Source organism: Thalassospira sp. MCCC 1A03138, assembly GCF_002115785.1.
In the GTDB taxonomy this organism is placed as follows: domain Bacteria; phylum Pseudomonadota; class Alphaproteobacteria; order Rhodospirillales; family Thalassospiraceae; genus Thalassospira.
Window position 1 is genome coordinate 152,204 of sequence record NZ_JFJY01000005.1, and the last position, 12,574, is coordinate 164,777.

General features: G+C 53.4%; 13 protein-coding genes. 5 read left to right on the plus strand and 8 right to left on the minus strand.

Going from position 1 to position 12,574, the window contains the following annotated elements; all coding sequences use genetic code 11:
* The 5 genes from TH468_RS12120 to TH468_RS12140 all read right to left on the minus strand — a co-directional run bounded on the left by TH468_RS12120 (position 1) and on the right by TH468_RS12140 (position 4,917).
* Positions 1–1,317, minus strand: coding sequence for a UDP-glucose/GDP-mannose dehydrogenase family protein (locus TH468_RS12120; RefSeq protein ID WP_085644444.1), 1,317 nt, complete (start codon positions 1,315–1,317; stop codon positions 1–3).
* Between the two features lie 75 nt (positions 1,318–1,392).
* On the minus strand, positions 1,393–2,280 hold the full coding sequence (gene galU, locus TH468_RS12125) for a UTP--glucose-1-phosphate uridylyltransferase GalU (RefSeq protein ID WP_007090306.1): 888 nt from the start codon (positions 2,278–2,280) through the stop codon (positions 1,393–1,395).
* A gap of 114 nt (positions 2,281–2,394) precedes the next feature.
* Positions 2,395–3,105 (minus strand): DnaJ domain-containing protein, encoded by a 711-nt coding sequence (locus tag TH468_RS12130; RefSeq protein ID WP_085644446.1) that lies wholly within the window; start codon positions 3,103–3,105, stop codon positions 2,395–2,397.
* 98 nt (positions 3,106–3,203) lie between these two features.
* Entirely contained in the window at positions 3,204–3,965 is a 762-nt protein-coding gene (locus TH468_RS12135) for a VWA domain-containing protein (RefSeq protein ID WP_246832308.1), read from the minus strand.
* A gap of 52 nt (positions 3,966–4,017) precedes the next feature.
* The gene (locus TH468_RS12140; RefSeq protein WP_085644448.1) at positions 4,018–4,917 is read right to left on the minus strand and encodes a division plane positioning ATPase MipZ; all 900 of its coding nucleotides are present in this window, start codon (positions 4,915–4,917) and stop codon (positions 4,018–4,020) included.
* Between the two features lie 209 nt (positions 4,918–5,126).
* On the opposite strand from TH468_RS12140, the gene TH468_RS12145 reads away from it, so the two are divergent.
* The 4 genes from TH468_RS12145 (at position 5,127) to TH468_RS12160 (ending at position 9,237) form a co-directional block, all read left to right on the plus strand.
* A complete protein-coding gene (locus tag TH468_RS12145; RefSeq protein ID WP_246832309.1) occupies positions 5,127–6,161 on the plus strand; it encodes a hypothetical protein in 1,035 nt (344 codons plus the stop codon).
* 21 nt (positions 6,162–6,182) lie between these two features.
* Positions 6,183–7,316, plus strand: coding sequence for an NAD(P)/FAD-dependent oxidoreductase (locus TH468_RS12150; RefSeq protein WP_085644452.1), 1,134 nt, complete (start codon positions 6,183–6,185; stop codon positions 7,314–7,316).
* Positions 7,313–8,503, plus strand: a complete 1,191-nt coding sequence (locus TH468_RS12155; RefSeq protein WP_246832310.1) for a hypothetical protein — start codon at positions 7,313–7,315, stop codon at positions 8,501–8,503. The genes TH468_RS12150 and TH468_RS12155 overlap by 4 nt, the downstream gene beginning before the upstream one ends.
* Before the next feature lie 140 nt (positions 8,504–8,643).
* Positions 8,644–9,237: a 2-hydroxychromene-2-carboxylate isomerase gene (locus TH468_RS12160; protein ID WP_085644454.1), complete on the plus strand. Its 594-nt coding sequence runs from the start codon at positions 8,644–8,646 to the stop codon at positions 9,235–9,237.
* An 89-nt stretch (positions 9,238–9,326) separates the two neighbouring features.
* On the opposite strand, the gene TH468_RS12165 is transcribed toward TH468_RS12160, so the two are convergent.
* Positions 9,327–9,560, minus strand: a complete 234-nt coding sequence (locus TH468_RS12165) for a hypothetical protein (protein WP_007090314.1) — start codon at positions 9,558–9,560, stop codon at positions 9,327–9,329.
* Positions 9,561–10,136: 576 nt separating this feature from the next.
* Here TH468_RS12165 and TH468_RS12170 point away from each other — a divergent pair.
* On the plus strand, positions 10,137–11,183 hold the full coding sequence (locus TH468_RS12170; protein ID WP_085644456.1) for a Glu/Leu/Phe/Val dehydrogenase dimerization domain-containing protein: 1,047 nt from the start codon (positions 10,137–10,139) through the stop codon (positions 11,181–11,183).
* Positions 11,184–11,292: 109 nt separating this feature from the next.
* On the opposite strand, the gene TH468_RS12175 is transcribed toward TH468_RS12170, so the two are convergent.
* Both TH468_RS12175 and TH468_RS12180 read right to left on the minus strand, forming a co-directional pair.
* Positions 11,293–11,526, minus strand: a complete 234-nt coding sequence (locus TH468_RS12175; protein ID WP_037988009.1) for a bacterioferritin-associated ferredoxin — start codon at positions 11,524–11,526, stop codon at positions 11,293–11,295.
* 157 nt (positions 11,527–11,683) lie between these two features.
* The gene (locus TH468_RS12180; RefSeq protein ID WP_085644458.1) at positions 11,684–12,313 is read right to left on the minus strand and encodes a BON domain-containing protein; all 630 of its coding nucleotides are present in this window, start codon (positions 12,311–12,313) and stop codon (positions 11,684–11,686) included.
* Positions 12,314–12,574: the final 261 nt, after the last annotated feature.

Consider the following 12,574-nt stretch of genomic DNA (forward strand, 5'->3'; position numbering starts at 1 on the left):
TTAGCCTCCGATTGATGCACGCCCGATGCAGGAATAGCTGAAACCCTGTTCTGCCATCTCGCCGGGGTCATATACATTTCGCAAATCCACCACGATCGGGTGTTTCAGCGCAGATTTGATGCGATCCAGATCCATCCCGCGGAACTCGTTCCATTCGGTCAGAACCACCATCGCATCGGCACCTTCAAGGGTGTCAAAGGCGGTATCGCAATAAATTATGTCTTCAAGAAGCTTTTTTGCTTCTGTCATGGCTTCCGGGTCATAGGCCTTGACCGTTGCGCCCGCCGCAATCAGGGCCGGCACAATGTCAAGGCTTGGCGCATCGCGCATATCATCGGTATTAGGCTTGAACGCCAGCCCGAGGATACCGATGGTTTTGCCCGAGACCGAGCCACCACAGGCCGAAATGATGCGATCAGCCATGGCCTTTTTGCGCTGCGTATTTACATCGACCACAGTTTCAATAATGCGCAGGGGGCTGTTATGTTCCTGTGCGGTACGTACCAGCGCCAAAGTGTCTTTCGGGAAACATGACCCGCCATAACCCGGCCCGGGATGCAGGAATTTCTTTCCGATACGTCCGTCAAGCCCGATACCGCGCGCAACATCATGAACGTCGGCACCAACCTTTTCACAAAGATCGGCGATTTCGTTGATGAAGGTGATCTTGGCTGCAAGGAAGGTATTGGCCGCATATTTGATCATTTCCGACGTTTCGCGCGAGGTGAAGACAATCGGTGTTTCAATCAGATAAAGCGGACGATAAAGATCACGCATCACGTCACGGGCGCGTTCGTCGGTCGTTCCGATCACAACACGATCAGGCCGCATGAAATCACCAATTGCGGACCCTTCGCGCAGAAATTCGGGGTTGGAAACCACCGCGAACTCCGCATCCGGTCGCCGTTCACGAATAATGCGTTCGACTTCGCGCCCCGTGCCGACCGGTACGGTCGATTTGGTCACGATGACGGTAAAGCCTTCCATTGCGTCTGCAATTTCTTCGGCTGCGGCATAAACGTAGCTGAGATCGGCATGACCATCACCACGACGCGTCGGCGTGCCAACGGCAATAAAGACCGCCTCGGCACCTTTCACCCCTTCCTTAAGATCGGTCGTGAATGTCAGACGCCCCGCCTTGACGTTATTTTCAACAAGAACATCAAGGCCCGGTTCGTAGATCGGCATGATGCCGTCTTCAAGACGGGCAATCTTTGTTTCATCCTTGTCAACACAGATAACGTCTGTGCCAAATTCCGAGAAACAGGCGCCGGAGACAAGCCCAACATATCCGGTCCCGATCATTGCTATGCGCATGGATGCTTTACCCCAATAGTCGTCATTGGCAGGAGTCTGTCCCGGCTCCTGCCAAAAGATATTAAGTGAATTCTATTATTCCGCGGCTTCGCCGGCGGCGAATTCGTGAATAAGATTGCGAACGTCATCACGCATGTCTTCGCGTGCCAGAGCGAAAGACATGGTGGCCTTCAGGAATCCGATCTTGTTGCCGCAGTCAAAACGACGACCTTCGAAGCGATAGCCGTAAAACGGAACTTTTCCAATCATGGCCGCCAGCGCATCCGTAAGCTGGATTTCATTGCCCGCACCACGCGGAATATTCTCAAGGACTTCAAAGATACCCGGATCAAGGATGTAGCGGCCAATCGCCGACAAGGTCGATGGCGCGTCTTCGGGCTTGGGCTTTTCAACCATGCCGCAGGCGCTGACCAGTCGGCCATTGGTGCCTTCGACTTCAAGCACCCCGTAACGCTGGGTTTCCTCGCGCGGGACGTCCATAACGGCAACCATATTGCCACCCGTCCGGCCATAGCTTTCGACCATCTGCTTCATGCAAGGCACTTTTGACTGGATCAGGTCATCGGCCAGAAGAACGACGAAGGGCTCGTCACCGACAAGAGATTTGGCGCACAATACGGCGTGACCAAGCCCCAGAGGATTGCCCTGACGGGTATAGGTCACACGACCATTTTCCGGGATCATCGCAAGCGAGGTTTCAAGCGCATCATGTTTGCCGCGCTCCATCAGGATCGCTTCGAGTTCGGCAGAACGGTCGAAATGGTCTTCGATTGCGGTTTTGCCACGACCGGTTACGAAGATGAATTCTTCGATGCCCGCCGCGATTGCCTCTTCAACTGCATATTGAATAAGCGGCTTGTCTACCACTGGCAGCATTTCCTTGGGCATTGCCTTGGTTGCTGGCAAAAAACGGGTTCCCATACCCGCAACCGGGAATACAGCCTTTTTGATTCGCTTCGACATGCCTTTTTTCCTTTGTTTTGACCGCGTCATACCCGCCTCATTCGCATTCGGCCAATCTTATGCTTCTGCCACATTTCAAGAACGCGGATCAAGCGAGTGCGCTGTTTATTCAGTTCAATCTTTAAAAAGCTGTAACAGGAGGCTCCGGGCCGCATTGATTTTGGATGCAAGATAATCCGATCCGCCATGATCCGGGTGAACTGCCTTGATCAAGACCTGATAGGCCCGATTAATCTCCTCGCGCGTCGCCTGTTCGGAAACACCAAGGATTCTTCGGGCCTCACCTGCATTCATCTCTCCGCTACGAAATCCACTGTCAGCTTGCTCGTAATCGTTTCCGGCACGGCCGTTTCCATTATCATTTTCACCCCGGGACGCCTGCCAGTTCTGCCATCCTGAACAATCCGGTCGGCGTTCCAGATAGGTTTCCAGAACAGTCTGGCTTTGATCTTGTGCGCCGCAACATTCGACATAAAGCACGCGCATCTCGTCAACCCCGAGCGTATCCAGATTCCGCCCAACCATCGAGCCGCGCACGATTGTGCCAGCCAATTGACCGCTGTCGTGATCAAGATACATGTGCAGATAATCCGTTTTTATCTCCGATACCCGTCCTGAACTGGCAGACGCACGCCCGGAAGGCCTGCCACCGCCAGAGCGGGCAAAACCGAACATCCTGCGCAATAATGGCCACAATAAGCCAATTTTGAGGATTCTAGAGAGGAAGGGTATGGCAGCAACAAGGGCGGCAACCATGGCCGCAAGCTTTCCGGTCAGAAGCAACCAAGCTGCCAGCACGCCCAGCGACAGAACGACGACCCACATCCCGATCTTTCTGACGTCCTTTGGCTCGGCTGACGATAACCATCTGATGATAAATCCGGCAGCAACGAAAAGCCCTATCCCCAACAAGAACCATTGCATTATCGGGGTTTCCGCAGTTGGGAGCCCAGCAGTTTGACATCCTGCGATGATGTTTTATGGCCGTATTCCTCGAGCGCGTTGATCCCGCCAACCGCATAACTTGCAACCGCGCCAAGCAAATCGCGTAAACGGTCTGCTGCACTGGCATCAAAACGGGCAAAAGCACCACCGGTGATCCGGGCAATTTCGCGGAAGGCAGTCTCGGCTTTCACGTCATATCCTTCCTGAAACATGAATGCCTTGATCCCCTTTAACGCCAGTTTCCCCGCCAGCCCGGCGAGATTATCGATATCTTCCTCGAGGCAATCCCCGACATAAATCAAGGCGTTGATCTTTTTATCGCGCGCCTGCCCTTCAACATGACCAAGCACCCGGGCAAGCTGTGTATGCCCCGCACGACAGGTGACTTTTGTCATGGAGTCACGCAACCTTGCCGCATCCCGATACCAGGCACTGGCCTTGCATTCCGAAATACCACGGAAGAAAACAAGCTGAATATCCAGTGTGCTGCCAATGCCTGCGACGGCATCAAACATTTCAGCCTGCAGAACCGCAGCACTATCCCAGCTTGGCTGACGGCTGGCCGTTGCATCCATCGCAAAGATCAAACGCCCGCGCGCAGGACCAGAAGCCGGTGCAACAGCAGCCAAAGTGCGCGCCTGCTTCACAAAGGCGGTCACGTCTGTATGGTTTGAGACATCAGACGCAACACGGCTTTGCTGTTTGGCTTGTGTTTCGGGTGTCGATTTGTTTCCGGGCACGGGCACCAACCATTTTTCAGGGCACGATCACCCTGATATAGGGGCGCTTATATCAGATCGGCAACTCTTCGCCATCTGCCGGTGTGAAGCCGATTATTTCCAGCAGGGCACGAACTTCCTGCCGGGCTGCCATGTGCGACATGCTAAGCGGGATTCCCACCCCCTTCTCGCGAAGGTCAAGTAGGGTCAAACCTTTCAGGAACAATTCCCGGTAGATCACGCGTTCGCCAAAGCCGGGCGCCACACGGAACCGGATACGCGCTGCCAGCTTTTCGACGATTTCGGCGATATCACGTTTGTTGCGTGCATCAAGGTGTGACAGACGATTACGCATGACGATCCAGTCAATCGTGCCGCCATCTACCGCTGCACGGCGTTTACGTGCATCCCAGACCATTTCGGCATAGATACTGGGTCCTTTGATATCAAGGGTGTCCGGATCGATCCTAGCGAGCATATCAAGATCGATATAGCTGTCATTAATCGGGGTCACCAGCGTATCGGCACAGGAATGCGCAAGACGCGACAGGTAATTGTCACTGCCCGGGCAATCCATCACCACAAAATTGCAGCCCATCACCAGTTCGCCAAGTGCATTGGTGAAACGCTCCCGCTCGTCAAGCTTGGCGGCATTGCCATCATCAAGCTCGCTGCGGTAAATCGGACGATGATCCGGAACAGGCAGTTTCAGCTTTTTCTGTTCGTTAAATGAAATCCGGTTTTCAACATATCGGGTCAGGGTCCCCTGACGGGCGTCAATATCGAGCGAACCAACGGAAAATCCCATTTTCATCAACGATACGATCAAATGCATCGCCGTTGTCGACTTTCCGGATCCACCTTTTTCGTTGCCAATCACGATCACATGGGCGCGCTTCGCGCCTGGCTGCTTGGCGGTAGCGATCTGTTGGCCTGCGCTTTCCCCGGTTGCGCTGGTCTCGTGCACCGTCATTGAAGTTTGCTCCGTTATTCAGGCAATTTTCTGTCCCCAGGGCCGAAACCCTGCTTCCAATGAGCGTCTTTGCCCGTAAAAATCAAGAACAAAGAATTTCATTGAAGGCAAGTTGTCTACTGGCCCCTAGCCAATCTATCACCGTACAGGTAAAGATAGGAGTAGGGAAAAATGATTTCACCAGCAATAACATGAAGGAAGGACGCAAAGTGACCAATCGGGGGGCCCTTTGGGGTGGCGTAATTGCCGGCACTTTGATGATGCCCGGAATGTCGTCTGCGAACGCGCAGGATGTTGGCGGGTTCGAGCAGATTCCAGCGGATCAGAGCCCGCTTTCATTTAAATCCGATATACCGGTTACAATGGTCTTTCTGCGCCAATATCGCGAAAACAGCACCGTTTTTGTTGGTCGCTGGCTGTCGCCTGCGGCGGAAGGCAGTATCAAAGGCGCAAGCGATGATCTGTTTGTTGAAAGCGTTTTTTCGACTTCCGCCCCGGGCTTTGCCTTTAACAATGAAATGTCGTCCGAACAGCTTTTGGAGATGTTTGACGGATTACGCGGACGAAGTGCCACCAATGGCATGAATTTCATGCAAGATACCCGATACGGGCCGATTGAAATGACCCCCTTCATTCGCGCCGGTTCACAATGCGTGTCGTTTGTCGGTCAATGGAACCCGGATAAACCAACCGTGCGTGGCAGTCGCCTGCTTGGTTACTATTGTGACCCGGTCGCGCGCCAGACCATGACAGATTTCACAGCCCCGCCTAAACAGCTTGATGCGGTTGATGCCCAGCTGTTCGGGGCTAATTTCTTTGCACGGTTTGACGTGCAGCTTCCCGATGGTGTCGTGATCCCGTCAACGCAAGCAACCCCGGAAATTGTCGAAACACCGTCACCAGCGGCACTTCCAGATAGCAATACGACAGACACACCGTCCGAAGGATTACCGATCACCACCAACTGGCAAGGATCACGCGGACAGGGAATGCTGAAATTTGATCAGCCCTCCGGCGAAGGCACAATGATTATCGATAGTGACCTTCGCCATTGTGAAGGCATCTGGCGGCATGATGGCGGCGCTTATCAAAGCAACACATTGCCGTTTGGCAGCTGGTATGTGTTCTGTGACGACGGGGCATCTGCACGTGGCCATTACACAAGCGAAGACCCCGGCAGCGTGACCGGCGAAGGTCAGGACAATCAGGGCCAGGCCGTTTATTTCCGTCAGATCAACCCTTAAGCCCCGGACAATTTTTTCAACATGACCACCGATATTCAAACCGTCATCATCGGCGCCGGCGTTGTCGGCCTTGCCTGCGCACGCGCCCTGGCCAACGCCGGTCGGGAAGTTCTGATTATCGAACGTCACGATGCAATCGGAACCGAGACCAGCGCACGCAATAGCGAAGTCATCCATGCCGGTATTTACTATCCAAAAAACAGTCTGAAGGCGAGGTTCTGCGTGGCAGGACGAGATATGCTGTATCGCTATTGCGCAGAAAACGGCATTGATCATAAACGAACCGGCAAGCTGATTGTCGCAACCCACGACGATCAGATACCCGCCCTGCGCGATATTGAAAAACGGGCGCAGGAAAATGGGGTCCATGACCTTGTCTGGCTTGACGGACATGACGCGATTGCGCGCGAACCGGCCCTGAACTGCGTGGCAGCACTTGAAAGTCCGTCAACCGGCATTATTGATTCCCATCAGCTGATGGTGACCCTATTGGGCGAGGCAGAGGCAAACGGGGCAACTTTGGCACTTAATACCGATGTTGTGTCCGCGAAATTTGAAAACGGCATTTTTGCCATCGAAACGCGTGACCGCGACGGTCAGGAGATGAGCCTGACCTGTACCGAGCTTCTGATCGCCGGGGGCCTGCATAGTCAGACATTGGCGCATAATTTTACCGGCCTGCCAGAACAGAGCATTCCGCCACAGCATTATGCACGCGGATGCTATTTCACGCTTTCGGGCAAGGCCCCCTTCTCCACCCTGATTTATCCGGCCCCCGAACAGGCCGGGCTTGGCATTCATCTGACCCTTGATCTGGGGGGACAGGCGCGTTTTGGCCCGGATGTGACCTGGGTTGAAGAACCAAACTATGACGTGCCCGAAGAAAAACGTGCGGGATTTGCAGCTGCCATTCGCAAATACTATCCGGCACTGGACGAAAATGCCCTGCAAACCGGTTATGCCGGTGTCCGACCAAAAATTCAGGCACCGGGCGAAGCCGCCCGCGACTTTCTGATTTCGGATCGCGAAACCCATGGCATTGATGGTCTGGTGATACTCTATGGCATTGAATCACCGGGATTGACGGCATGCCTTGCAATAGCGGACCATGTCCAAAATGTCTTTTCACGACCGCAGGCAAAGGCAGCGTCATGATGGCAGAAGCAGGCTGGCAAAAAGTACGCGATTTGAGCCGGGGAAAAGTTTCGGGCAAATTGACCATCAATCCGCGAAGCAGATTTCGCTGGAAACGCTCCCTTGTCGCCTTTGGTTTGGTAGTTGGCAGCCTTTGCGCGCCTGTCACGTTGACAGCTCCGGCAAACGCCCAGCAGTTGGAACCTTTCGTTCCTCCCCCCAACAGTCTTAGTTCACCGCGCAAACGAAGCGAGGCAACCGGAACGGAAAAGCCGGATGTTCAGTTTGCCGATGAAATGCGAAATTTCGTCATTCAACTCAGTCGGTGGGCGAAGTCCTATCGCAGCGATTTTTCGATCATTGCCCTTAATGGTCTGGAACTGACGGAATATCTTGAAACCACGCTGTTTGCATCGCGCGGGACGGCAGAGCCTGCACGCAACTATCTGCGTGCGCTTGACGGTATCATGATCGAAGCCCCGTTTTACGGTTTCGATAAATATGGCGAGCCCACAGATAGCGAGGAAACCAAATATATCCTTGGCTATCTGGATCGTCTGAAATCATCCGGGCTTGAATATTTCGCGCTGGACTACACCGATAAAAGCGATGCACAGCAGGCCGCACGCCAGAAGTTGCGGGACCTTAACGCACTTTATTACGCGGCTCCGCCGCCCGATAAGCAGCTTTCGACATTGGCGAAAGTACCGCGCACACCAATTGGCGCGAACCCGCATATCATCGATAATATTCGCGAAGCCAAAAATTACGCGATCGTGCTCGACAGTTCACCTTATGGAACCAAGGACGCATTTATCGACGCAATGATCGACACCAATTACGATGTCCTGATCATTGATCCGTTCCATCGCGGCACGATCCCGCTGACCTATGACGACATGAAGCGTCTGCGCTATAAAAAAGTCGGCACGCCGCGCACCATCCTTGCCTATCTGAATATCGGAACGGCTGAAACATATCGCTACTACTGGCAGAATAACTGGCGTGCGGGCAGCCCTGAATTCATCGGCGAAGGCAACCTTGATGCGCGCTGGGGGCAGGAACACCATGTCTATTACTGGTCACAGGCATGGCAGAATATTCTGTTCGGCAGCGAAAACAGCTATCTGGGCGGTATCATGAAGCTTGGGTTCGATGGTGTGGTGCTGGGCGGGCTGAATGAATATAGCTGGTGGCTGGATTACTAGATCCTGATCATGGCCACCTGCGAATTCATCACAACTCCGGGATATGCCGTCAGACCATTTGACGGTGACAGAGCAGATCGGGCAATCTTGCATCATTCCAAAACAATATGCCGCTGACAGGCAGTCCCCGGAGGTTTCGAATGTCTACGCCCATCATCCATTATTTCTTTGTTCAGTCCCCCTGGTCGTTCTTCGGGTTTAACCGCGTTGTCGAAATCGCACGCAAACATGATACACCGATCATACATAAGCCATGCCGGGCAGCGGATGTCTGGCAACATGGCGGCGGTGTTCCCTTGGCGCAACGCCCCAAACCGCGCCAAGAATATCGCATGGTCGAAATGAAGCGCTGGGCAGACTTTTTGAACATTCCGGTCAATCTGACCCCTGCCGCGTTTCCGGTGGACGAAACATTGGCCGCGCGCACCATTATCGCGGTTCAGGACGAAGACAAGGACCCGACCGGACTGATCCATACGCTGATGGGAGATATCTGGCTTCGAGATCGCAATATTGCCGAGCCACAGGTCGTCCGCGAGGCGCTTGTGACGAACGGATTGTCGGGCGAATACATCGAACATGCCGATTATCCGGCGATTGCCAAAATTTATGATGCCAACAGCGAAGCTGCAAAAGCAGACAATATCTTTGGCGTTCCGACATATTTTGCCAATGGCGAAATGTTCTGGGGACAGGACCGGCTTGATTTCCTTGATCGCGCACTTGCGAAGTAAGGCATTCCGATCATCACCGAAAACAACAAGGGCGGGTTGAAACCCGCCCTTGTTGTTTTGGCCGCTGGCCGGAAATCCCGTTGTGCCGGTTAGTCACGGCGTTTGACGTGATCGACAACAAAACCGTCGCAAGACGGGTAGGTGTTTTCGATCATGGCAAGTGCCTTGTATTCGTCCTTGGCAGCAACTTCGTGGGTCTGCACATCGGCCCAGCGATCATCAAAAACCTCGTGGGAACGATTCTCTTTGACGCATTCACGAACGGCCTGGTTGTGCAGTTCAACCTGATAAACGGTTTGACGTGGGTCTGTGAAAGCAGACATGTCCACCCGGTCTCCTTACTTTTGCCTGCGGCGCCCGCCCGACGCCGCCTGTGTCCTGAACCGGGAATTTCATAAAAATGAAACGCCCAACCACGAGTGTGGAACAAGTGGCTTAACGAGCCGTAAATCATCCGGCTGTATTCCATATTTAAATGAATTGATCCGGATTGAAGTGTGACGGTTTTGCATGGCTGGGTCCAAAATGGCGTAATTCTGCGGTGCGGCACGAATTCCTATCGCAGCGCAACTTATCTATTTCAGTTTATCCTTATACTTGGATTTCGGCCTTTCAAGCGCCGTTTGAACAACAAAAACGGGGTTGCGACGCGCAACGACAAATGCACAAGATAACCATAAATCGCAAAATACGCATTTCAGTACGCGAAAGATTATTTCAAAGCATCCTCCTCACGATCACAAAATTCCATCTTTTGTCGCGCGTTTTACCGAAACGGTCTTTTTTTAACCCAAAGGTGATTTTGAAATTGATCAAAAGCACGAAGCATCAAACATAAAGGAATAACCAAGGACCGACCCTTGCAGAATAACGAGCTTGCGCCAGGAGGCGACACCAGGATGAACGTTTTTTCCGACACCGCATTTGACGGCCATGAAGAGGTTGTTTTCGCCAGTGATCCCGACACCGGCCTCAAGGCCATTATTGCAGTGCACAATACCAATCTTGGCCCGTCGCTGGGCGGATGCCGTATGTGGCCTTATGCGTCGGAACAGGAAGCCATTCACGATGTGCTGCGACTGTCCCGTGGCATGACCTATAAATCAGCGCTTGCAAATCTGCCACTTGGTGGCGGCAAATCGGTTATTATCGGTGATCCGCGCAGTCAGAAAACGCCCGAGCTGTTTCGCGCAGTAGGTCGGGCTGTTGAACGGGTTGGCGGTCGCTACATCGTGGCCGAAGATGTTGGCACCAGCCCCGAGGATATGGAACAGATCGCCAGCCAGACCAAGCATGTCGGTGGTATTAATGACGGCAAAGATCCAGCACGGACCGGCGATCCGTCCCCCTTCACCGCCTACGGCGTTTTTATCGGCCTGAAAGAAGCGGTTCGCTTTAAAAACGGTCATGACGATCTTGCGGGGTTACGCGTTGCCGTTCAGGGGCTTGGCAATGTCGGCTATCACCTGTGTCGCATGCTGCATTCGGCGGGTGCACGACTGGTTGTGTCGGACCTAAATGCCAACAGCGTTAACCGGGCGGTCGAAGAATTCGGCGCTACTGCGGTTTCAACCGACGAAATCCTGTTCATTGATGCCGATATTCTGGCCCCCTGCGCGTTGGGGGGCGTCGTTAACGACCGCAGCATCGATAAAATCCGCGCCCGCATCATTGCAGGTGCCGCTAACAACCAGCTTGAAGCCGACCGGCACGGCGAAATGCTGCGCGAGGCGGGCATTCTTTATGCGCCGGATTATGTGATCAATGCGGGTGGCGTTGTCGAAGTCTATTATTGCCGCGAAGGCAGGCCGGTGAGCGAAACCAACAAGCATATCGAAGGTATCGCCGCCACCGTGCGCGAAATCTTTGAACGTGCAGACCGCCAAAACCTGTCGACCGGTTTTGTTGCGGACCGCCTGGCCGAGGAACGGTTCGGGAAGCGCTGATTTTCAAACCTGCCTGCATTCCCGGAACGCAGGCAGGTTTCCGGGTCTGAAAACAGCAAAGCCCCCGCTTGCGGAGGCGTCATCAAAATTTCCCGATCTATATTGGAGCTTATTCGGCGGCAATCGGAGCCACATTTGCGGTGACAGCGGCCGCATCATCGCAATCGCAATTGCCGCATGTTTTCGCCTGAAGCAATTCCGCACGCATGTGGCAGGCGCATTTCCCGCATTGCGGGGCACAGCCATGGAAACGGAATACGTCCGCAGGGCGCGTTGCACCACCTTCCTCGGCGGCACGACGAACATCGCGTTCTTTTATGGCGTTACAAATGCAAACATACATCGGCGTAATTGCAATCAGTTATTAATGACAGCAACCTACCTGTAATCCACATGCGAATAGTTTTCAAACACTTTTGCAACACGCAGATAAAAAAAGATCCCCCGCAAACTGGCAGATTTGCAGGGGATCGCGAGAAAATCTTTTAATCACAAGGTGATCAGACAGTTGCGATATGGCTGACGACGCGCTTGACACCCTTGATACGACGAACGATTGACAGCACTTTGTCGAGCTCTTCGCTGCTTTGGGCATCCCCCATGATGTAGACGATATTGTTCACGGACTGCCAACGGTAGTTCACCGAACTGACACCTTTTTCGGCCAATAACAATGCCTTGATCTGGCTTTCGATCCAAACGTCTGAACCTGTCTGGGTCGCCGAATCCGCCGGCACGGCATTTTTGCCATATTCGTCTTCTGCCTTGTGATAGGCCTCGATGGTTGCCGCATCGGCGACTTCAAGATGGTCATAGACAGTCTTGATGCGGCTGTCCTGTTTGACCAGCGACATCACATCAAAATATTTGCCTTTGGAATCGACCATGCCGGTGACCATCACCTGCTGTTTCCAGATATCGACATTCACGTCGATAAGGTAGGTATGGTCGACCTTAGAGAACTCGCCAAGGATGCCTGACTTGATCTGGGTATCAAGCCACTGGTCATTCCCGGTCCGGTCTTCCAGCGGCATCTGTAACGGCCCACAGGCCGCAAGCGGCGTCGCCAGCAAGGCACATACCGAAACAGCCTTCATCGCGTTGCGCCAGCCTCGGGAAATCGTGATCATCTTTGTGCTCCTTCTCATGCCGATGGATCGACATATTCAAATTCTTTCGAACCACTAATACAGCAGATCGCAATAAAGCTTTAACGCCCTGAACTGCCCGTGGTTCCGGCACATCTTGTGGCAGGCGATTATGACGAAAAAAAGCCCGCACACAATTGCCTGGGCATGTTTCGTCACAACACAAAGGCACAATATCGCCCCCCCAAAGAAAAGACCGGGGTATATCGCCCCGGTCTCTGGTGACGGATATAGCGATCCGTA